We start from the raw sequence: 22333 nt of genomic DNA on the forward strand, positions 1-22333 counted from the left end.
CAGGGCAACCGCCGTCGTACTTCACGACGGCGGCTCCCTCAGCACACCCCAAAACAGACTTTTCAAGGAGCACACCATGACGAAGATGCGCACTGTTGACGCAGCCGTCGCCATCTTGGCAAAGGAGGGCGCCACCGAGGCGTTCGGCCTGCCAGGCGCGGCAATCAACCCTTTCTATTCCGCGATGCGGGCCCACGGCGGCATCCGCCACACCCTGGCCCGCCACGTCGAAGGCGCCAGCCACATGGCTGACGGTTACTCCCGTGCCGCGGACGGCAACATCGGTATCTGCATCGGTACCTCCGGCCCCGCAGGAACCGACATGATCACGGGCCTGTACGCCGCCTGGGCGGACTCCATCCCCATGCTCTGCATCACGGGCCAGGCTCCGGTCGCCAAGCTGCACAAGGAAGACTTCCAGGCCGTGGACATCGAGTCCATCGCCGCTCCGGTCACCAAGATGGCCATGACCATCCTGGAGCCGGGCCAGGTTCCCGGCGCGTTCCAGAAGGCCTTCCAGCTGATGCGCTCCGGCCGTCCCGGCCCGGTCCTGCTGGACCTGCCGTTCGACGTGCAGATGGCCGAGATCGAGTTCGACATCGACGCCTACGAGCCGCTCGCCGTCGAAAAGCCCAAGGCCAGCCGCAAGCAGCTGGAAAAGGCACTGGACATGCTCACCGCAGCCGAGCGTCCGCTGATCGTCGCCGGTGGCGGCATCATCAACGCCGGCGCTTCCGCGCAGCTGGTTGAACTGGCCGAGATCCTGAACGTTCCGGTCATCCCCACCCTGATGGGCTGGGGCACCATCCCGGACGACCACAAGCTGATGGCGGGCATGGTCGGCCTCCAAACGAGCCACCGCTACGGCAACGCAACAATGTTGCAGAGCGACTTCGTGATCGGCATCGGCAACCGCTGGGCCAATCGCCACACCGGCGGCCTGGACACCTACACCGCCGGCCGCAAGTTCGTGCACATCGACATCGAGCCCACGCAGATCGGCCGCGTGTTCTCGCCGGACTTCGGCATCGCGTCCGACGCCGGTGCGGCGCTGGACGGGCTGCTGGAGATCGCCCGTGAGCGCAAGGCCGCAGCAGCCCTGCCGGACTACTCCGCCTGGGTCGCCGAGTGTGTCGCCCGCAAGGGTTCCCTGCAGCGCAAGACCCACTTCGACAATGTGCCCATCAAGCCGCAGCGCGTGTACGAAGAGATGAACAAGGCGTTCGGCAAGGACACCACCTACGTGTCCACCATCGGCCTGTCGCAGATCGCCGGCGCACAGTTGCTGCATGTTTTCGGTCCGCGCAAGTGGATCAATGCCGGCCAGGCAGGTCCCCTGGGCTGGACCGCCCCGGCCGCCCTCGGCGTCGTGCGCGGCAAGCCGGACGAGACAGTTGTTGCGCTGTCCGGTGACTACGACTTCCAGTTCATGATCGAAGAGCTGGCCGTGGGCGCACAGTTCAACCTGCCGTACATCCACGTGGTGGTGAACAACTCCTACCTGGGCCTCATCCGCCAGTCGCAGCGCGGCTTCAACATGGAACAGAACGTGTCCCTGGCATTCGAGAACATCAACAGCACCAACCTTTCCGCTGAGACAGCAGGTTACGGCGTGGACCACGTCAAGGTGTCCGAAGGCCTGGGCTGCAAGGCCATCCGCGTGGAGAACCCGTCCGACCTGCCGGCCGCGTTCGACAAGGCCAAGGCCTTGATGGGCGAGTTCAAGGTTCCCGTGGTGGTTGAAGTGATCCTGGAAAAGGTCACCAACATCTCCATGGGTGTTGAAATCGACGGCGTGAACGAGTTCGAAGAACTCGCCGAGCGCGGCGCGGACGCCCCGACGTCGATCATCGCGATGCTGGACTAGTAACTGGACTGGGAAGAGGTACGGAATGCGTGTGGTCATAGCCCCGGACAAGTTCAAGGGATCGCTGTCAGCCCCCGAGGTCGCCAGCCGCTTGAGCGCCGGACTGCGGGCCGGCTTCGCGGCGGGCCAAGCAGCCAGCCGCCCTGGCGAAGGTTTCGAGGCCACGCTCATTCCAGTGGCCGACGGCGGCGAGGGGACTCTCGACGCCGCTGTCGGCTCCGGCTTCACCCGCCGGAGCGCCACAGTCACCGGCCCCACGGGCCAGCCGATAACGGCGGAGTTCGCAATCCGCGGCACCGAAGCGGTCATCGAAATGGCCGCGGCCTCCGGACTCGCTGTGTTGCCCGGCTTCGGCAACACGGCGCCGAACTCCGAAACGGCCCAGACCTCCACCAGCCTGGGCACCGGCGAACTCATCCGCGCCGCCCTGGACCTGGGCTGCCGGCACATCATCCTCGGCGTCGGCGGCAGCGCCAACACCGACGGCGGCGCCGGCGTGCTGCAAGGACTGGGTGCGGTCCTCCTTGACGCGGACGGCAACGAACTCCGTGGCGGGGGCGCGGCCCTGGCCCGCCTGGACCGGATCGACTTCTCCAACTTCGACGTCCGGCTCGAGGCCACCGAGTTCGTGCTGGCGTCCGACGTCGACAATCCCCTTTTGGGCCGCACCGGCGCCGCCGCGATCTTCGCACCGCAGAAGGGCGCGACGCCGGAGGACGTCGCCACGCTCGACGCCGCCCTGGCCCGTTTCGTGGACGTCCTCGCCGGAGAGATCGGCCCCGAAGCCCGCGACGCGGCGATCGCTCCGGGCGCAGGTGCGGCAGGCGGAGTCGGCTACATTGCCATCGCGGCGCTTGGCGCGGCACGCAGGCCGGGCATCGACGTCGTCCTCGAATTCACCGAACTCGAGCAGCGGCTACAGGGCGCGGACCTGGTGATCACCGGCGAAGGCAGCCTCGACGAACAAAGCCTGCTCGGCAAGACGCCCATGGGCGTCGCCCGGGCAGCAGCACGTTCCGGGATCCCCGTGATAGCGGTCTGCGGCCGCAGCACGCTGGGCCCGGAGCAACTCACGAAATCCGGTTTCGGGTCGGTCCACGCGCTGACCGAACTCGAATCCGATGTAGCGAAATGTATAGCTGAAGCGGGTCCGCTGCTTGAAGAATTAGGTAGGCACATCGGCGTGCACCTAGCGGAAAAATCCGAATACCCAGCGCGGATCGACACCAAGGAGGACCTCCATGTCTGAAGAAACCACCACGGCACACGGCCCGTTTGACCTGGTCATCCGTGGCCGGCGCATCCTCACCACGGCCGGCATCGCCGCCCGCGAAGTGGGCGTCCGCGGCGGCAAGATCGTGGCCATCGAGCCCCTTGGCAACGGCCTTGAAGGCGCCGAGGTCATCGAACTCTCCGACGACGAAACGCTCATTCCCGGCCTCGTGGACACCCACGTCCACGTCAACGAACCCGGCCGCACCGAGTGGGAAGGCTTCGCCTCGGCCACCCGCGCCGCGGCCGCCGGCGGCGTCACCACCATCATCGACATGCCGCTGAATTCCATCCCGCCCACCACCAACGTGGAGGGCCTCAAGCTCAAGCGCGAAGTCGCTGAGGACCAGGCATTCGTGGACGTCGGATTCTGGGGCGGCGCCATTCCAGGCAACAAGGCAGACCTCCGTCCGCTCCACGACGAAGGCGTGTTCGGCTTCAAGTGCTTCCTGCTCCACTCCGGCGTGGACGAGTTCCCGCATCTCGAAGCGGACGAGATGGAAGAGGACATGGCCGAGCTCAAGTCCTTCGATTCCCTCATGATCGTCCACGCCGAGGACTCCCACGCGATCGACCACGCACCCCACCCCGGCGGCGCGCACTACTCCACGTTCTTGGCCTCCCGCCCCCGCGGCGCCGAGAACAAGGCCATCGCCGAGGTGATCGAGCGGGCCCGCTGGACGGGTGCCCGTGCACACATCCTGCACCTCTCGTCGTCGGACGCCCTGCCGATGATCGCTTCGGCAAAGCGCGACGGCGTGCACCTCACCGTCGAGACGTGCCCGCACTACCTCACGCTCATGGCCGAGGAAATCCCCGACGGCGCCACGGCCTACAAGTGCTGCCCGCCCATCCGCGAAGCCTCCAACCGCGAGCTGCTCTGGCAAGGCCTGCAGGACGGCACGATCGACTGCATCGTCTCGGACCACTCGCCGTCGACCCTTGACCTGAAGGACCTGGAAAACGGCGACTTCGCCGTGGCCTGGGGCGGCGTCTCCTCGCTGCAGCTGGGGCTCTCCCTGATCTGGACCGAGGCGCGACACCGCGGCATTCCGCTCGAGCAGGTTGTTTCCTGGATGTCGGAGAAGCCGGCGGCACTCGCCCGCCTGCACAACAAGGGCCAGCTCGCCCTGGGCTACGACGCCGACTTCTCCATCTTTGCCGCGGATGACGCGTTCGTCGTCGACGTCAAGAAGCTCAAGCACAAGAACCCGATCACGCCGTACGACGGCAAGGCGCTCTCCGGCGTCGTACGCAAGACGTACCTGCGCGGCAACGAGATCGACGGTCGCACGCCCAGCGGCAAGCTGATTCGCCGCGGCGGCGTCTAAGGGGCGCCATGGCCGTCAACGTCCACGCTCCGTACGGAAAGCTGCCCGCGCGGCTCAACCCCTCGCGGCACCAGCCGGCGTCCATGCCGCCTACGCAGTCTGCCCTGCGGCCCGGCCTGCAACCGCGCGGCCTGGCCATATGGGTGCAGCCTGGCGAAGGCCAGGAGATCGACTCCGAGGTCTGGGCCCGGGCCGCTGAAGCGGTCCTGGCGCGGGCCCGAAAGCTTGCTCCGGAGGCGGAAGTCCTTGTTTGGCCCGCCGCCGGAGCCGCAACATCCAGCGCTTCGGTGTCTGGCGCGTCCGACGGCGGCACTCCGCCGGAGGCGTCCGACGCCGGAAACCGCCCCGCTGCGGTCAAGCCGCCTCTCGCAACGGCGGGCCGGCGCAGCAGCGTGGCAGTGGACCTGGCCGCGGACACCGTCCTCCTGGACGGTGTCCCGGTCAGCTTCACGGCGATGGAACACAGCCTCCTCCGATACCTAGTGCAAAACCTCTCGCGGGCCATCCCACGTGAAGAATTGCAACGCTTCCTGGAGTCACTTGACTGTCCCGGCGCGGCATTCCGGTCGATCGACGTGTATGTTGGACGCGTCCGGCGCAAGCTGGGCTCGGCCCGCCATGTCATCGCCACAGTGCGTGGAGGGGGCTACCAATTCGTGCCCGGACCAGGCTGCACAGTCCGCGGACCCGCGGAATACTGCATCTAGGCAGCCCGTTACACCAATAGATTGATCGCCGGCCACGGCGGTTGCCCGACTAGTCAAGGATCGCAAGATGACCCAGAAACTCCTCGCCGGAACCCAGGCCCCCGATTTCGCACTGCTCAACTCCGAGGGCCAAAAGGTTTCCCTGTCGGACTACCGTGGACGCAACGTCATTGTGTACTTCTACCCGGAAGCTTCCACCCCGGGCTGCACCACCGAGGCCTGCGACTTCCGTGACAGCTTGTCCAGCCTCCAGGGCTCGGGCTACGAGGTCTTGGGCATTTCCCCGGACGCTCCGGAAAAGATCGCAAGCTTCGTAGACGAGTACTCCCTCACGTTCCCGCTCCTTTCCGACGAAGACCACGCCGTGGCTTTGGCCTACGGCGCCTGGGGCGAGAAGCTGCGCGACGGTGAAATCGTCGAAGGCCTGGTCCGCTCCACCGTGGTGCTCGACCCCGAGGGCAAGGTCAAGCTGACCCATTACCAGGTGAAGGCCCAGGGCCACGTCGCAGCGCTCAAGGCCGAGCTCGGCCTGTAACGCCCGGTCACTTATAACGCCTCCCAACCCGACGCCCGGTCACATATAGCGTGGTTTAACCCGACGCCCGGTCAGTTATAGCCCCGTCTAACCCGACGCCCGGTCACTTCCTTGAGGAAGATGAGCGGGCGTCGGCGCGTCTGGAGAGGGACGCCCGGTCACATAAACCCCCTCCCGGCCAGACGCCCGGTCACCTATAGCGCCGTTTGGCCCGATGCCCACCCAAGCCAACGGCCACTAGCTTCCAGCCCACCGGCCCGAGTTCGCGATCGCCTCTTCCAGCGCGCCAAGGACAAGTTGCACCGACGCCCTGTTGGCGTTTGGACCCATCATCCCGATCCGCCAAACGGTCGACGAAAACGCACCCGCGCCGGAGCCGATTTCGATGCTGAAGTTCTCCAGAAGGTAAGTGCGGACGGCAGCCGAGTCCACGCCGTCGGGCACTTTGACCGTGGTGAGGCTCGGCAATCGTGCGCCCTCCGCGGCGAACAGTTCGAGACCCATCTTTTCCAGGCCATCGCGCAACTCGGCGCCGGCGGCGCGGTGCCGCTCCTGGACATTGTCCAGCCCCTCGGCCAGAATGCGGTCAAGTCCGGCCTCGAGCCCGGCGATCATGGCCACGGGCGCGGTGTAGTGATACGTGCGGCTGCCGCTCGCCGCGCCGACGTAGCCGCCCAGGAGGCCGATATCCAGATACCACGAACGCGGCTCCTTGACGCGCCGCTCGAAGGCGCGATCCGACACCGTGAACGGTGACAGCCCGGGAGGCACACCGAGGCACTTCTGCGTGCACGCATATCCGACGTCGATCCCCCACTCATCGGCCGACAGTTCCAGGCCGCCGATTGACGTCACTGCGTCCACGATCAGCAGCGCGTCCCCCTTGCCGGCGCCCAGGGGTGCGACGTCGGACAGCACACCCGTGGAGGTCTCGGCGTGGACCGCGGCAATCACCTTGGGATGCGGATGGGCGGCGAGGACGCGCTCCGCATCGACGGGTTGGCCCCATTCGTGCTCGACGCGGACCACAGTCGCCCCGCAGCGGCGCGCGATCTCGCACATGCGCTCTCCGAACAATCCGTTGACAGCGATCACTGCCACGTCGCCGTCGGACACCGTATTCACAAAGGCAGCCTCCATGCCGCCGGAACCCGTGGCGCTCAACGGTAGGGTCCGGGCGTTCCGGGTCCCCCACACTTTCCGGAGCCCGGCGCAGACCCGGTCGAGTCGCTCTATGAACACAGGATCCAGGTGGCCGATCACCGGATATGCCAGCGCTGCCGTGACTTCCGGATAGCAATTGCTCGGACCCGGCCCGAAAAGATACCGGGAAGTCAGGACCTCTGGCATGGCGCAACTCCTTTGGCTCGTTGCTGACATTGTCCACCCGACGGCTCATGTGAGCGAGCGTCCCGGGAAACACCGCCAAAGGTGACCGGGCGTCCCGGGGAACACCCCCAAAGGTGACCGGGCGTCCCGGGGAACACCCCCAAAGGTGACCGCGCGTTCCAAGGACGGCAGCGAGCGGAGGGCCGGGATGCGGTATTCTCTTGACACCGTGGCGGTCATTCGATTTCACTATTACGTATGCTGAAATAACAGTTCCATGATGTGGAAGACTCGCGAACAAAGACAACGAGTCCATCCGGCAGGAATCGCCGGAGTTCCGCATAGCCAACACCATGGATGCCAGCACTCGCACGAGGAATGAACAAGCATGCAGCTTGACGTATTCAACAGCGTGGACCGTCCGGACGCCATCGACGTCCTCCGCCCATGCCTCGACATCCAGCGTTGGGTGGAGCACATCGCGGATGCGCGCCCATTCAACAGTCTGGACTCCTTGATCGATTTCGCCCGGGAAACGGCCGAGCCGTTCACATCGGACGAAGTAGCCGCCGCGATGGCCCACCACCCCCGGATCGGCGAACGGCCCAAGGCGCAGACCACCGAGGCCGCGATGTCCCGCTCGGAACAAGCCGGCGTCGACCCCGGCGACGAGGACGTCGTAACAGCATTGGCCGAAGGCAACCGTCAATACGAGGCCAAATTCGGCCGCGTCTTCCTTATCCGCGCAGCAGGACGGTCGGCCAAGGACATCCTGGCCTCCCTCCGGGAACGGTTGACCCATACCGCGGAAGAAGAAGACGTCATCGTGGCCGGACAATTGCGCGAAATCGCACTGCTGCGCCTTGCCGGCGTGGTCAGCGAAAACAGCGCGAGCAGCGAAGGAGTACCCAGCAAATGAGTGTTTCCCAGATCACCACCCACATCCTGGACACCGGTTCCGGGCGCCCGGCGTCCGGTGTCGCCGTCGTGCTCTCTGTGCGCGACGGCGACACTTGGCGGCGCGTGGCAAGCGGCACCACCGATGCGGACGGCCGGATCAAGGACCTGGGTCCCGAGAGGGTCGAGGGCGGCAGTTACCGCCTGAACTTCGCGACCGGCCCGTATTACAAGGCCCAGGGCGTGGACACCTTTTTCCCGGAAGTGGACCTGAGCTTTACGGTGTCCGACGCCGGCGAGCACTACCACGTGCCGCTCCTGCTGAGCCCTTTCGCCTTCTCGACGTATCGAGGAAGTTAGTCGATCGGGGTGACGTACGCTCCGGAAATTCCGCCATCAACCATGAAGGTCGACGCGGTGATGAACGAGGCGTCGTCGCTCGCAAGGAAGGCCACCGACGCGGCCAGTTCCTCGGGCTCGGCGAAGCGTCCCAAGGGCACATGGACCAAGCGGCGCGCTGCCCGCTCCGGATCGGAGGCGAAGAGTTCCTTCAGCAACGGGGTGTTAACCGGTCCGGGGCACAAGGCGTTGATCCGGACACCCTTGCGGGCGAATTCGACGCCGAGCTCGCGGGTCATTGCCAGCACGCCGCCTTTGGAAGCGCTGTAGGAGATCTGCGATGTCGCCGCGCCCATCACGGCCACAAAAGACGCGGTGTTGATAATCGAGCCTTTGCCCTGCTCCAACATGTACGGCAGCGCGTATTTGCAGCAGTAATAGACACTGGTCAGGTTCACCTCCTGGACCCGGCGCCAGGCGTCGATTCCGGTGTCGAGGATCGAGGCATCGTCCGGAGGCGAAATGCCCGCGTTGTTGAACGCGATATCCACGCTGCCGTAGTGGCTCTTGGCGGCGGCGAAGAGGTCGATGACTTCCTGCTCGTCCGTGACGTTGACCTTCACGAAGATGCCATCAACGGCGGCCGCTGCTGCTTCTCCGGCTGCGGGATCGATATCGGCGATGACCACGTTGGCACCCTCCGAGGCGAAACGCTTGGCCGTGGCCAAGCCGATCCCGCTGCCACCGCCGGTGATGACGGCGGTGCGGTCCTTGAGGCGGTTTGAAATGAATTCGGTCATGGTGATCTCTCCTTGAATGATGGGGTTCAAAGTCGGTGGGTTCAGTGCGCGATAAAGACGTTTTTTACTTCGCTGAAGGAATCGAGCGCGTCCGGACCCAGCTCGCGGCCGAGGCCCGATTGCTTGAAGCCGCCGAACGGCGTCGAATACCGGACTGAAGAGTGCGAGTTCACCGAGAGGTTTCCGGCATCCACTCCACGGGCCACGCGCAAGGCCCGGCCGATGTCTTGTGTCCAGATGGATCCGGAGAGTCCGTATTCGGTGTCGTTGGCGATCCGCACCGCGTCCGCCTCGTCGTTGAAAGGTACGACGACGACCACGGGTCCGAAGATCTCTTCCCGCACTGCGCGGTCGTCGAAGGAATCGGGAGCCAGGACGGTGGGCGGGAACCAGAATCCCGGCCCTTCGGGCACCTCGCCCTGGAAGGCTATGGGCGCTCCCGAGGGCACAAAGCCCGCAACGGTTTCCCTTTGCCGGGCGGAAATCAGCGGCCCCATGACCGTACTTTCGTCCGTCGGGTCGCCGACTTTGACGGCCCGGACCGCGGGTTCCAGTAGTTCCAAAAAGCTGTCGTAGGCCGATTTTTCGACGAGGATCCGGGACCTGGCACAGCAGTCCTGGCCGGCGTTGTCGAACGCGCCACCGGGAGCGGCAGCAGCAGCGGCCTGAAGGTCGGCGTCGGCGAACACGATGTTCGCGCTCTTGCCACCCAACTCGAGCGTCACGCGCTTCACTTGTTCGGCACAACCGGCCATGATCTGCTTGCCGACCTGGGTGGACCCGGTGAAGACGACCTTTCGCACCGCCGGGTGGGTAACGAAGCGTTCCCCCACTACGGAACCCTTCCCCGGGATGATCGTCAGCACGCCGTCGGGCAGTCCGGCCTCGCGGGCGAGCTCACCCAGCCTTATCGCGGTCAGCGGCGTAATTTCCGCAGGCTTGAGCACCACGGTGTTGCCTGCCGCAAGCGCCGGAGCGAATCCCCACGCCGCGATCGGCATGGGAAAGTTCCACGGCACAATGACGCCTACCACGCCGAGTGGCTCGTGGAACGTCACATCGAGGCCGCCGGCAACGGGGATCTGCCGCCCGAAGTGCCGCTCGGGAGCCGCCGAGTAGTAATTGATGACGTCGCGTGCATTGCCTGCTTCCCAGCGGGCGTTGCCGATCGTGTGTCCCGCATTGCGGACTTCCAGTTGCGCGAGGTTTTCGAGGTCGGCGTCGACGGCGGCAGCGAACCGGCGCAAGAGGAGCGCCCGGTCCGACGGCGACACCTTCCGCCAGGTCTCAAAGGCAGCAGCCGCGCGGGCAATCAGGGTGTCGGTCTCGGCGAGGGATGCCAGTTCAACAGTTTCAAGGAACTCCTCGGTGGCCGGATTGATAATGTCAAAAGTCGTGGCGGTCACGCCCAGCTCCTTTCTGTGGGTTTGAAGTCCATGGAGGCATTGCGGCGCTCAGCGTGGGGTTCACCGTCACGGTACCTTCTGGCGGCCTCAACGAATCCTTCGAAGAGGCGCAAGTCGGAACGATTTTGTTCCGGATGAAATTGAACGCCCAACGCCCAGCTTCCTCGGGTCGACTCGACTGCTTCGATCGTGCCGTCCGCTGCCCGCGCGGTGACGCAAAGGCCTTCGGCAACCCGGTCCAGGATCTGGTGGTGATAGACGGGCGCGGATGCTCTTTCGCCTAGAAGCTCAGCGCTGATGCTGCCCGGTTCGGTGCGGAACTCCACCTCGCCGTAAACTCCCGGAGCGGGTTGGTAGTCCGCCTCGGGCAGCACATCCGGCACATGCTGGATGAGGTTTCCGCCCAAGGCCACGTTCAGGATTTGCGCGCCGCGGCAGATTGCGAAGAGCGGAACCCCTTTCTCCAATGCAGCCAGCGTCAAAGCGATGTCGTGCTTATCCCGGGCGGGCTGGCTGCGGGTGGTCGGGTGGGGCTCGGCGTCGTAATTTCCGGGATCGACGTCGGCTCCTCCCACCACGATCAAGCCATCCACGAGGTCAAGGACGGAGGTATCGGTGCCGATGGGCGGCAGCAGGAGCGGGGTGCCGCCTGCTGCCACTACGGCTTCCAAATATGTTGCCGGCAGCACCGCCGCCCCCGCGTCCCAAACCCCCCACTTCGCGTTTTGGAGGTAGGTGGTCAAGGCGATCCTCGGCCGACGGTCCGGACTTGGCGCCGGATTCCCATTTCGAGCCATCGTCCCTACAGCCTTTCGAAACCGCGGCGGAGCTCCCAGTCCGTGATGGCGGACTCAAAAGCTGCCAGTTCGACGTCGGCGTAGTTCACGTAGTGCCGCACCACGTCCTCGCCGAAAACTTCCTTGGCGATCACGGAGTTGGCGAACAGATCCCGCGCTTCCCGCATGGTCGTCGGCACGGTAGGAGCGCCGGAAGTGTAGGCATTGCCGGTTGTCGCAGGTTCGAGCTCGAGCTCATTTTCGATTCCGTACAGCCCTCCGGCGAGCATGGCCGACAACGCCAAATACGGGTTCACGTCGCCACCCGGCAGCCGGTTTTCCAGCCGCGCGCTTTGACCGTGCCCCACGAGGCGCACCGAGCATGTGCGGTTGTCGAGGCCCCAGGCCACCGCGGTGGGGGCGAAAGAGCCTTTGACGAACCGCTTGTAGGAGTTGATGTTGGGAGCGTAAAAGAGCGTGAATTCCCGCATCGTGGCCAGCACGCCGGCGATGAAGTGATCGTAGGTCTTGGTGCGGGCGCCGGTGGCGTCGTCCCAGAAAACCAGTTGGTCATCGAGTCCGCGAAGGGACAAGTGGATGTGGCAGGAATTGCCCTCCCGCTGGTTGGGCTTTGCCATGAACGTGATGGATTGGCCCAGCTCGTGCGCGATGTCCTTGGCCGCGGTCTTGTAGACGGAATGGTTGTCCGCCGTGGTGACTACTTCGTCGTACTTGAACGCGATCTCGTGCTGGCCGAGGTTGCACTCGCCCTTGGCCGATTCGACAGTCATGCCGGCTCGGTACATCTCGTTCCGGATCCGGCGGAGCAGGGGCTCCACGCGGCCGGAGCCCAGGAGCGAGTAGTCCACGTTGTATTGGTTGGCGGGAGTGAGGTTCTTGTAGTCCAGGTCCCACGCTTGCTCGTAGGAGTCGTTGTAGACCACGAACTCGAGCTCGGTTCCGGCAAGTGCCTTCCAACCGCGCTCGGCTGCCTTGGCCGTTTGGCGCTTGAGCATGGCCCGGGGCGAAACGGAGACCGGCGTGCCATCGGTCGTAGACAGATCGCACTGGATCAGCACACTCCCCTCGCGATAGGGAAGGATGCGGATCGTGTCCAGGTCCAGGTCGAAGAGCATGTCTCCGTAACCCTTTTCCCACGAGGAAATGTCGTAGCCATCCACGGTGTTCATTTCGGTGTCCACGGCGAGGAGGTAGTTGCAGCCCTCTGTGCCATGTTCCAGGACGGAATCCAGGAAGAATTGCGCGTGGAAGAGCTTGCCCTGCAACCTGCCCTGCATGTCGGTGAAGCCAAGAATGACGGTGTCTATGGAGCCATTGCCAATCTGCGCTTTGAGCTGCTCGACGCTGAGCATACGGTCATTGCGCGGGTGGACGGTGGTGGATATCTCATTCGGATTGTCGTTCATTGTCACGCTCATTTCAGTAGTCCCTTGAGTAGTGCGGCAGTGGCCTCGCAGTGCAATTCCATGACGCTTCGGGCTGCTGCAGGCTCGCCGTCGAGGATGGCCTGCACTATCAATCGATGTTCTTGGTTTGAATGTTCGATATTCCGTTGCAGAAAGGGGATTTCCGCGAGGAATTCATGGATCTTTGTCTGAATGGTGGTGCTGGCTTTACTGAGTTCCGAGGACCCCGCGACGGCGGAGAAGGCCAGGTGGAGGCGGGCATCCGCTTGCCTGTACTCCACCGGTGAACCCGCGTTTTCAACTTCAGCCAAGGAATCAGTGAGGAGCCGGCGCTGATCCTCGCTCAGCCGCATCGAGGCCGCCCGCTGGCAGGCACCAGGTTCAATCACCGAGCGGAAGATGAGGATGTCGCTCATTTCCTCCTGGCGGTCCTTGTTGCCGGGACGCTCCGGCGGCCGTGCGTTGCCGACCGGCTCCACGATGGTTCCGCCGCCCCTCCCCCGGACGGTCGTGACGAAGCCCGCCGCACGCAGCGCGCTGATCGCTTCCCGCAACGTCGCCCGGGAGACCTGCATACGCTCTGCCAGATCCCGCTCGGGCGGGAGCCGTTCGCCGGTCTTGAAGATCCCCAACTGTATTGCCGATCCCAGGTGCTCGACGCAAGACTCGAAGGCCATGTGTCCGCGCGCCGGAAGCAAGACCGCCTCCAGCAGGGGCGATTCCATCGGTTCGGCAAACAACATTGGGAGCCTTCCTTGTTGGGAGGCCGCCGGCGGGGAACCGCCGGCGGCCCGCGAGTGTGCTAATTGAGCAGCTTATCCGCGTCAATCGTCAGGTGCTCCTGCTCGGCACTCGACATGAACGTCCGGCGCCCCGTGGTGTACCAAAGAACGGTCGCAAGAAGGAAGACGACCACGACGGCGACTGGCGCGTAGTTGAAGGTGTCGATGGTGATATCCGCGACCGGCGGAAGGACGAACAGAATCACGATGATGGCGACCCACACAATCGCCGTCCAGTTGATGATAGGACTCCATTTCCCGAGGTGCCATGGACCGGGCACGAAGTTCTCGTTGAGCCTGCGGAGCAACACCGGGGTGATGTACGCGATGTAGAGGCCGATGACGGCGACGCTCGTCACTGCGAAATACGCGGTTGTGTTGAACAGGGCGGGTGAGGCGAGCACGATCGCGCAGCCAACGCAGAGCCAAATGGAATTGGTGGGCGTGCCGCTCCGGGCGTTGACTTTCGCCCAGATGCGGGAGCCCGGCAATGCATTGTCGCGGGAGAAAGCGTACGTCATGCGCGAATTTGCCGTCACGGACGCCATGCCGCAGAAGAACTGTGCTCCCACCACGATGGCGAGGAGGAACTTCGCCACGTCGGGGTTGCCCAGTGCATCCAGGAAGATCTGGGCCGGGGGCAATCCGGTGGCCGTGGCGCCAAGCGCGGTGAGGCCTTCCTCTGAACCGTCCGGTATGGCCGCGACGAGTGAGTAGAGCAGGATCCAGCCGCCAATGATTGAGATGACCACGCTCATGACGATCCCCTTCGGGGCCGCGATGGCTGCATTCTTGGTCTCTTCTGCAACGTGGGCCGAAGCGTCGTAGCCCGTATAGGTGTACTGCGACATCAGCAGGCCCATGAGGAAGACGTACGGCCCGAAAGTGAAGCCGGTTTCGTTGTGCCACGCCGTCATCGTCCAGTCGAAGGACTGGTGCCGGGTAGGCATGATCCACAGGGCAGCCACGATGATCGCGACGCCCACGATGTGCCACCACGCGGAGACATTGGACAGGAAACTGACAATCTTGACGCCGAAACTGTTGAGCAGGGCGTGGATGACCATCAGCACGACGAACAATGCGAAGGTAGCGCCAGCGGTGGGCTCGACGCCGAAAGTCAGTGCCGCGAAGGCCATCATCGTGGTGGCGCAGCCAAAGTCGATCGCGGCCGTGACAGCCACTTCACCGAGGAAGTTGAACCAGCCGACATACCAGGCCCAGGCCCTCTTATTGCGTTTTGCCAGCCTGCCGGCCCAGAAATACAAACCGCCGGCCGTGGGGTACCGGGAGCAAACCTCGGCCATGGAAAGGGCGACGGTCAGAACCAGGAGTCCGACGATGGGCCAACCGAGGTTGATGGCGGCCGGGCCGCCGGACTTGAGCGCGATGCTGAAGGAGGTGATGCAGCCAGCCAAGATCGAAATGATGGAAAAGGAGACTGCGAAGTTGGAGAAGCCGGACATGCCGCGGTGCAGCTCTTGCTTGTAGCCAAGCTCGGCGAGGGCCGCAGCATCTGCGTCTTGCACAGCCTGCACCTCAGCTGCCGTAGAACGATCACTCATGATTATTCTCTTTCTAAACGGACGGGGGAACGGGCCGGCACCGTTCGCATCGATAGTGACCTACTTCACATACGGCTGTCAATGGTCTGACTTCAGACCACAAAACTATTTCTTCGAAACGGTAGGCTGGAAGACATGGTTTCTGAGGACAGCGCCCCCGAGCGCCGCGACATCACGGTCCGCCGCGCGCCGAAGTTCGTTCCGTTCATGGCATTGGGCGGGATCCTCGGCATCATCGTCGCAGCGTTCGTGGCGTACGGGATCCCCGGCGACGAGAGTTTTGACACCGGGGCAGTCTTCGGATTCTTCCTCGTGTCATTCGCCGCAGGCGGAGTGCTGCTCGGTGCCATCGCGGCCCTCATCCTCGACAAGCTCAGCGTGCGGCGCACCCGGCGTGCCGTCGTCGAGGCCATTCCGAGCCCCACAGAGGACGACGCCGAGGCATAGGATCCCGGTCACAATGCCGCGTGGGGGAAGGTACCACGCCAACATCATGCGACAATTGACCAGTGGCACGTGGCGACGGAAAACTTTCTCATGATCTTCTCCCCGACGAAAAAGGACCTCAGGATGCTTGTGGCGTCTTCGGGGTCTGGGCTCCGGGCGAAGAAGTAGCAAAACTTACCTATTACGGGCTGTATGCGTTGCAGCACCGCGGACAGGAATCGGCTGGTATTGCTACCAGTGACGGCAAGCGGATCAATGTCTACAAGGACATGGGCCTCGTGTCCCAGGTCTTCGACGAGACAACGCTGAATACCCTCACCGGGCACCTCGCCGTCGGCCACTGCCGCTATTCCACCACCGGAGCGAGCCACTGGGCGAACGCGCAGCCCACCCTCGGCGCAACCGCCACCGGAACTGTTGCCCTCGCGCACAACGGCAACCTGACCAACACTGCCGAGCTGCGGGAGATGATCCTCGGACTCAACGGCGGTCAGCTGACCGGAGAAATGAAGCAAGGCAACACCTCGGACACCGCCTTGGTTACCGCGCTCCTCGAGGGCGAAGAGGGCAAGACCCTCGAACAGACTGCGCTCGAGTTGCTTCCCAAGATCCGTGGCGGCTTCTGCTTCGTGTTCATGGATGAAGGAACCCTGTACGCCGCGCGCGACACCTTCGGCATCCGTCCGCTGTGCCTTGGCCGCCTCGAACGCGGTTGGGTTGTTGCCTCGGAACAGTCCGCCCTGGCCACTGTCGGCGCGAGCTTCATCCGCGAGATCGAGCCCGGCGAGTTCATCGCCATCGACGAGAACGGCGTCCGTTCCCAGCGTTTCGCCGAAGCGACGCCGGCCGGTTGCGTTTTCGAATACGTCTACCTTGCGCGCCCGGATGCTTCGATTGCCGGCCGCTCCGTGTACGAATCACGTGTGGAGATGGGCCGCCAGTTGGCCCGCGAAAACACCCAGGTAGCGGACATCGTCATCCCGGTCCCCGAATCCGGAACCCCGGCGGCGGTCGGCTACGCCGAAGAATCCGGGATCCCGTTCGCCCACGGCTTCGTCAAAAACTCCTACGTGGGCCGCACGTTCATCCAGCCCTCGCAGACCCTGCGCCAGCTCGGCATCCGGCTCAAGCTCAACGCCCTCGAGTCCGTCATCCGCGGCAAGCGCGTAGTGGTGGTGGACGACTCGATCGTCCGCGGCAACACCCAGCGCGCCATCGTCCGGATGCTCCGCGAGGCCGGGGCCGCGGCCGTCCACGTCAAGATCTCCTCCCCGCCGGTCCAGTGGCCCTGCTTCTACGGCATCGACTTCGCCTCCCGCGCCGAACTGATTGCCAACGGCGCCACCATCGAGGAAATCTCCCAGGCCATCGGAGCAGATTCGCTGGCCTACATTTCCGAAGACGGCATGATCGGCGCCACCCAGCAGCCGCGCGAACGCCTTTGTACTGCCTGCTTCACCGGCAAGTACCCCATCGCACTTCCGGGTTCGAACAAACTGGGCAAGAACCTCCTGGAGCGCACCGACCTCGGCGGGCTGCCGACGTCGGACACCTCCGCCGAAGCCGCGACCGCGGACTCGGACGATCCCGCCAACAAGCCCGGAGCCACGGGTTGCGACCCGGGACCCGACGCCGAGTTTGAGAACCTGCTGACTGACGCCGATAAGAAAGAGTCTGTATGACCTCCGCATCCTCCGCCGCCGAGAACACCACCGGCATCACCTACGCGTCCGCCGGCGTTGATGTCGAAGCGGGCGACCGTGCCGTGGAACTCATGAAGGACGCCGTCAAGGCGACCCACAACAGCTCGGTCCTCGGCGGCGTCGGCGGCTTCGCCGGACTGTACGACGTCTCCAAGCTGGTTGCCTTCAAGAAGCCGCTGCTGGCCACGTCCACGGACGGCGTGGGCACCAAGGTGGCGATCGCCCAGGCCATGGACATCCACGACACCATCGGCTTCGACCTGGTGGGCATGGTGGTGGACGACATCGTGGTGGTCGGTGCAGAGCCGCTCTTCATGACCGACTACATCGCGTGCGGCAAGGTTGTCCCCGAGCGTATCGCCGACATTGTCCGCGGCATCGCGGCGGCTTGCTCCGTGGCCGGCACCGCCCTGGTGGGTGGCGAAACCGCTGAGCACCCCGGCTTGCTGGGTGAGCACGAGTACGACGTCGCCGGTGCTGCTACCGGTGTTGTCGAAGCCGACGCCCTGCTCGGACCGGACCGGGTCCGTGCCGGCGACGTCGTGATCGGCATGGCTTCCTCCGGCCTGCACTCCAACGGCTATTCGTTGGTCCGCCGCGTGATCAACCACGCCGGTTGGGCCCTGGACCGCCAGGTTTCCGAGCTCGGCCGTACCCTCGGGGAAGAGCTGCTGGAGCCCACCCGCGTCTACGCGGCTGACTGCCTGGACCTCGCCCGCGCCTTCCCGGTCAGCGGCCTGGCTTCGGCGCCCGGCGCGGTGCACGGATTCAGCCACGTCACCGGCGGCGGCCTGGCGGCAAACCTGGCCCGTGTCCTGCCGCAGGGCCTCGTGGCCACGGTTGACCGCGCCACGTGGGAACTTCCCGCCATCTTCAAACTGGTCTCCGAGCTCGGCAACGTGCCGCTGGCCGACCTTGAGCGCACGCTCAACCTCGGTGTCGGCATGGTGGCCATCGTGTCCCCCGAAATCGCCGACGCAGCCGTGGCCCGCCTCAACGAGCGCGGACTGCCGTCATGGGTCATGGGTACCGTCGAGGCGGACTCGGACTCCATCATCAAGAGCGGCCCGGACTACGTCCAGGGCGCCAAGGGCGTCGACGGCGGCGCCGTCCGCCTGGTGAACGCTTACGCGTAAGGGTTCCTAGCGCCAAAGAAGGAAGCCCCGGCAAGTCCAGCCATGACTGGACTTGCCGGGGCTTTTTGCTGGGTCCGGTCAGCTAGCCGTCGGCGTCAACGGTTTGCAGCGCACCGAAGAGGTTGTGCTGCGGCGCCGGCATCTCGCTGTCCTGGCCACGGACGGCCTTCCAGAGTTCCCGGTTCAGCTTGTCCGGATCGGCTTGGTCCGGGTGCCCGGACATCTCCTCTTCGGTCATGACCAATGAGCGGTTGACCGCGGGAGTCAGCGGCGGGCTGCTCATGGTCACCGGAGCTGCCGAGGCCGGCGCCTGGGCGCCGGGCGTTTGCGAGCCGGGAGCCGCCGTCGTGCTGGCTGCCCCTGCGGGCGCAGCATAGGCGACCGAAATCGGGTAGGACCCAACCTTGATCGGTGCTCCTGCGGCCCCTGTCGCCGTGTTGATCGGAATCAACTGGCCTGTCCCCGCGGATGTCGCGTAGACCGTGGTGTCGTCAGCGCCGAGGGCGACGGCCGTCAGCGCCTGGCCGGTCGTGAACGCGGGCTTGGCGGTCTCCGTGGCGACGTCGATCGGCGTCACGGTGTTCCCACCTGTATCGGCAACATAGAGCGTTGCACCATCACGCGACAGCAGCACATTGAACGGCGTCGAGCCTGCCGGGATCGGCTTGCGGGCCGCGCCGCTCGTGAGATCTATCGGCGTGACGTCGTTGGATCCCATGTTTGAGACAAAGGCGGTTTTGCCGTCGGCGGTCACGGCAACGCCAAAGGGCTGCTGACCTGCGGCAATCGGCGCCTTGGCCGTCCGGGCCGCGGTGTCCACCAAGGACACGCTGTTGCCGTTCTTGTTCGCCACCACCAAGGTGGAACCGTCTGGAGTGATGCCCAGATTTTCCGGGCCGGCTCCTACTGCGATCTTCGCTCCAGCAACGCCGGTGGCGACGTCAACCGGTTGGACCGCGTTGTCGGAATAGTCGGCGACCCACAGCGTTTTGCTGTTGGGGCTGACAGCAAGCCCCGCCGGCACCTTGCCGGTAGGGATCGTTGCAATGACGGCGTCGGAGGCTACATCGATCTCGGTGACGGAATTCGAGTTCTGGTTGGCGACAAAGGCCTTCGTCTTGTCCGGGCTCGTGACCACCATGCCAGGCCCTGCGCCCACCGGGATCTCGGCAAGGGACTTTCCGGTGCTCAGGTCCACCGCCGAAACCGTGTTGCTGGAGAAATTCGCGACAAAGGCCTGCGGGATAGTAGCCACCCGCGGGTCCGGAATCACGGTTGCGACGGTGGCCTGCTGGGTTCCCGTCATGCGGCCGTCGATCGGGTAGTCAGCCTTGACGGTGAGCAGTTGCTGGCCCTGTGCGGCGTTCGCGGGGACATCGACTTTCCAGGACACGGTTGCCGAGGCTCCGGCAGCGATAGTGCCAAGAGGAGTAGCCGACGACGGCGTGACGTTCCAGCCCGCGGGCGCGCTCAGGGAGGCCGTGGCGCCCTTCAGCTCGGTGTTCGCGCTGTTGGTGACCTTGCCGGTGACGGTCACCTGCGTGCCAGGCTTGAGAACCGTGCTGGCCATGCTGGCCGAGACAGCCGGGGCGGCGACGGCGTCGTAGGCTGCGAAGTTGGGCTTGTTGGAGAACGAGTAGATCATGGGCAAAGCCGCGGCATCGTACTGGGACATCGGGGCAACGCCGAGGAAGAGTTCCATGGTGCGGAGCATCGAAACTTGGCTGTAGAAGTGGGAATCCACAATGCCGGTCTGGGTGTAGGGGCTAATGACCTCGGCTACTGTCCGGTGAGCGTCCACGTGGTCCGGACCGCCTTGGGCGTCATCCTCCACCACGAAGATCGCCGTCGATTTCCAAAACTGGGAGTGGGAAACCTCGTCGACAATCTTGCCCAAGGCAAGGTCGTTGTCAGCCACGAGTTGCTTGGCCGTGCCACCGCCGGCCGTGTGGTCGCGGGGAAGGTCGATGAACTGCATGGCCGGAAGGTTGTCGTTGGCCTTGTACTGCTGGAATTCCTGGTCCCACAGATCAAACCGGTGCTGGTCGCTCACGCCCATGTCGAACCACGGGAAGTTGTGCGCAGTGTTGGCATCCAAGAGCGGATCGTGGGCGCAGAAGGAGCCTGCCGCACACTTCACGGTCTCGTTGGAGGCGATACTCCCGGCAGGGACAACGAACTGGCCGTAATTGCGGAACGGGATTTTGTTCTGGGCAAGCTTGTCCCACAGGTAGGCGTGCGCGGAGTCCGGTCCGGCCGCCGCGACATCGGGGTGGTAGCCCTCAGAGTCGTACTGGGAGCCGTTGCCCGCGTAGCCTTGGGCCGTTCCGGTCTCGTTGTAAGGGTTGGAGCTGGCCTGCGTGGCCCACTGCCAGCCGTTCTGGCTCACCTCGCCGTTGGCGTAGAAATTGTCCAGCGTGACGAACTGGTCGGCCAGCTTGTGGTGGTTGGGTGTGACATCCTTGCCGAAGATGGCCAGTGAGGGATCGCCGTTGCCTTTGCCCATGTCGCCGAACACTTGGTCATAGGTGCGGTTCTCCTTGACCACGTAGATCACGTGGTTGATGGGGGAATCCTCACCGGGGCGCCGGGGGACAATCGTCTTTTGCTCGTCCTGGTTCTGGTTGTTGTCGCCTTGGTCTCCCTCATCGCTGCCTCGCTGGCCGCCGTCGTGCGACTTATCGAAACCGTTGTTTGAACGCACTTGCTGGGTGTACGTGTCCAGTTGCTTCGCGTCCGGAGTATCAACGATTGAGACGTAGCCTTTGAGCTGGCCCTCGATGTACGGGTGGTTGTTGGAGTTGCTCGGGTCAGTGCCCTTGTTGGGTCCTGTCCCAAGACCCTTCGCACTGGTCACGAGCAGCTTCTTGCCGTCCTGGCTCGACTGCACTCCGGTGGGGTACCACCCGGTGGGGATCAAACCCTTGATCTTGCCGAAATTCTCCTGTGAGGACAGATCAACCACCGAAACGTCGTTGTTGCCTCCGCCGGTGACGTACATCGTCTTGGCATCAGGCGACAGGGCAAGATTGGTTGGCTGGGTCCCCGACGGCGCGCCCTTGTATGGTGCGAGCGGGATGGTGGCGGTCACTTTGTTCTGGGCCGGATCAATGAGCGAAACAGTGTCACTGTCGCCATTGGAAGCGAAGATTCGGTGGCCCACTTTGTCCACTACCAAGGAGTTAGGGTGCGTGCCAACGGTGATCTCCGGTTTGGGAGCCAGCGCCAGGCCGTCAACGGCAAACACGCTGAGGGTGTTACCGCCCTGATTGCTGACGTAGGCGGTATGCCCGTCCTCGGACAGAACCACGCCGTATGGGTATGAACCCACGGCAGCCTGTTTGGTTTGTCCCGTAGCTACATCCACGGCGATGAGCTGACGGGACAGCTGTCCGGTGGCGTAAACGGTCTTGTCATCCTGCGAGACGGCAACGGTCTGCGGGTAGCTCCCGGCGGGCAGCTTGAGCGATCGGTTGACGGAAAGCTTCTGAGCGGAGGCGTCCCAGTCCAGGACAAGGATGGCGTTCTTGTTCGCCGTAGCCAGGAAGACCTGTTTGCCATCGTGGCTGAAAGCAAGTCCCGGCGCAACGCCCTGGGGCACTGCACTGTTGGAATTGTCGAGTTCCAGCTCCTGGAGGACGTCGCCGTCCTTGACCTCGATCACCTGGACCGTCTGCTTGTTGTTTGCGTTCTTGACGATATTCGGGACCAGCAAGGCTTTCCCGTCGGGCGACAGGACGGCGTTCGCAGGGAAGAACCCTGCGGCCTTCTGCTGACCTGCCGGAGTTACCTTCCACCCGGCAGGGGTGAATGCCGTGCCATCGCCCTGGGGGCCTGCATGCTGGTTGAGGGCGATTCCGGCAACCGCGGCGCCGCCGCCGATGACCAGTGCCGCAGCCGTCGCAACGGCTACAACGGGCCGTCGCCAGACGGATGCTCTTCGATCTTTTGGATTGACCATGTTGGGGTCCTGTCTTTCTGGATGGATGATCCAGCGCTGGAGGTTTGGGCCGA

The 22333-nt window shown here is 64.3% G+C and carries 18 protein-coding genes; 10 read left to right on the forward strand and 8 right to left on the reverse strand.

The features are described 5' to 3' along the window. Window positions 1-76: 76 nt before the first annotated feature. The 5 genes from gcl (at window position 77) to bcp (ending at window position 5712) form a co-directional block, all read left to right on the forward strand. Complete coding sequence (gene gcl, locus L0B83_RS13155) at window positions 77-1867, forward strand: glyoxylate carboligase (RefSeq protein ID WP_234758905.1); 1791 nt, start codon at window positions 77-79, stop codon at window positions 1865-1867. 25 nt (window positions 1868-1892) lie between these two features. Then, a complete protein-coding gene (locus L0B83_RS13160; protein ID WP_234758906.1) occupies window positions 1893-3116 on the forward strand; it encodes a glycerate kinase in 1224 nt (407 codons plus the stop codon). Beyond that, entirely contained in the window at window positions 3109-4470 is a 1362-nt protein-coding gene (allB, locus tag L0B83_RS13165; RefSeq protein ID WP_234758907.1) for an allantoinase AllB, read from the forward strand. The genes L0B83_RS13160 and allB overlap by 8 nt, the downstream gene beginning before the upstream one ends. A gap of 8 nt (window positions 4471-4478) precedes the next feature. Beyond that, window positions 4479-5177 (forward strand): winged helix-turn-helix domain-containing protein, encoded by a 699-nt coding sequence (locus tag L0B83_RS13170; RefSeq protein ID WP_372461197.1) that lies wholly within the window; start codon window positions 4479-4481, stop codon window positions 5175-5177. Window positions 5178-5244: 67 nt separating this feature from the next. After that, window positions 5245-5712 (forward strand): thioredoxin-dependent thiol peroxidase, encoded by a 468-nt coding sequence (gene bcp, locus L0B83_RS13175; protein ID WP_234758908.1) that lies wholly within the window; start codon window positions 5245-5247, stop codon window positions 5710-5712. Window positions 5713-5949: 237 nt separating this feature from the next. On the opposite strand, the gene L0B83_RS13180 is transcribed toward bcp, so the two are convergent. After that, window positions 5950-7062: a pyridoxal-phosphate-dependent aminotransferase family protein gene (locus tag L0B83_RS13180; protein ID WP_234758909.1), complete on the reverse strand. Its 1113-nt coding sequence runs from the start codon at window positions 7060-7062 to the stop codon at window positions 5950-5952. Between the two features lie 367 nt (window positions 7063-7429). Between L0B83_RS13180 and uraD the strand changes: the two genes are divergently transcribed. Continuing rightward, complete coding sequence (gene uraD / locus L0B83_RS13185; protein WP_234758910.1) at window positions 7430-7960, forward strand: 2-oxo-4-hydroxy-4-carboxy-5-ureidoimidazoline decarboxylase; 531 nt, start codon at window positions 7430-7432, stop codon at window positions 7958-7960. Beyond that, complete coding sequence (uraH, locus tag L0B83_RS13190) at window positions 7957-8298, forward strand: hydroxyisourate hydrolase (RefSeq protein WP_234758911.1); 342 nt, start codon at window positions 7957-7959, stop codon at window positions 8296-8298. Before uraD ends, uraH begins: the two co-directional genes overlap by 4 nt. Here uraH and L0B83_RS13195 read toward each other — a convergent pair. From L0B83_RS13195 to L0B83_RS13220, 6 genes are read right to left on the reverse strand one after another with little or no spacing between them, the layout of a single operon-like run. After that, entirely contained in the window at window positions 8295-9077 is a 783-nt protein-coding gene (locus L0B83_RS13195) for a 3-oxoacyl-ACP reductase (RefSeq protein ID WP_234758912.1), read from the reverse strand. The two genes, uraH and L0B83_RS13195, sit on opposite strands and share 4 nt — an antisense overlap. Before the next feature lie 41 nt (window positions 9078-9118). Continuing rightward, window positions 9119-10483, reverse strand: coding sequence for an aldehyde dehydrogenase family protein (locus tag L0B83_RS13200; protein ID WP_234758913.1), 1365 nt, complete (start codon window positions 10481-10483; stop codon window positions 9119-9121). After that, window positions 10480-11226 carry a gamma-glutamyl-gamma-aminobutyrate hydrolase family protein gene (locus tag L0B83_RS13205; protein WP_234758914.1) on the reverse strand — a complete coding sequence of 249 codons (747 nt, stop codon included), beginning with the start codon at window positions 11224-11226 and terminating at the stop codon, window positions 10480-10482. The genes L0B83_RS13200 and L0B83_RS13205 overlap by 4 nt, the downstream gene beginning before the upstream one ends. 59 nt (window positions 11227-11285) lie before the next feature. Beyond that, complete coding sequence (locus L0B83_RS13210) at window positions 11286-12698, reverse strand: glutamine synthetase family protein (RefSeq protein ID WP_308193993.1); 1413 nt, start codon at window positions 12696-12698, stop codon at window positions 11286-11288. Continuing rightward, window positions 12695-13429, reverse strand: a complete 735-nt coding sequence (locus L0B83_RS13215; RefSeq protein WP_234758915.1) for a FadR/GntR family transcriptional regulator — start codon at window positions 13427-13429, stop codon at window positions 12695-12697. The genes L0B83_RS13210 and L0B83_RS13215 overlap by 4 nt, the downstream gene beginning before the upstream one ends. Window positions 13430-13488: 59 nt before the next feature. Then, entirely contained in the window at window positions 13489-15033 is a 1545-nt protein-coding gene (locus tag L0B83_RS13220) for an amino acid permease (RefSeq protein WP_234758916.1), read from the reverse strand. 135 nt (window positions 15034-15168) lie between these two features. Between L0B83_RS13220 and L0B83_RS13225 the strand changes: the two genes are divergently transcribed. The 3 genes from L0B83_RS13225 to purM all read left to right on the forward strand — a co-directional run bounded on the left by L0B83_RS13225 (window position 15169) and on the right by purM (window position 18319). Beyond that, a complete protein-coding gene (locus L0B83_RS13225; RefSeq protein WP_234758917.1) occupies window positions 15169-15480 on the forward strand; it encodes a hypothetical protein in 312 nt (103 codons plus the stop codon). Window positions 15481-15542: 62 nt separating this feature from the next. Further along, the gene (gene purF / locus L0B83_RS13230; RefSeq protein ID WP_234758918.1) at window positions 15543-17162 is read left to right on the forward strand and encodes an amidophosphoribosyltransferase; all 1620 of its coding nucleotides are present in this window, start codon (window positions 15543-15545) and stop codon (window positions 17160-17162) included. Beyond that, complete coding sequence (purM, locus tag L0B83_RS13235) at window positions 17159-18319, forward strand: phosphoribosylformylglycinamidine cyclo-ligase (RefSeq protein ID WP_234758919.1); 1161 nt, start codon at window positions 17159-17161, stop codon at window positions 18317-18319. Before purF ends, purM begins: the two co-directional genes overlap by 4 nt. Before the next feature lie 82 nt (window positions 18320-18401). On the opposite strand, the gene L0B83_RS13240 is transcribed toward purM, so the two are convergent. Further along, window positions 18402-22280, reverse strand: a complete 3879-nt coding sequence (locus tag L0B83_RS13240) for a YVTN family beta-propeller repeat protein (protein ID WP_234758920.1) — start codon at window positions 22278-22280, stop codon at window positions 18402-18404. Window positions 22281-22333: the final 53 nt, after the last annotated feature.

This window comes from Arthrobacter alkaliphilus (assembly GCF_021483235.1).
Lineage (GTDB): Bacteria > Actinomycetota > Actinomycetes > Actinomycetales > Micrococcaceae > Arthrobacter > Arthrobacter alkaliphilus.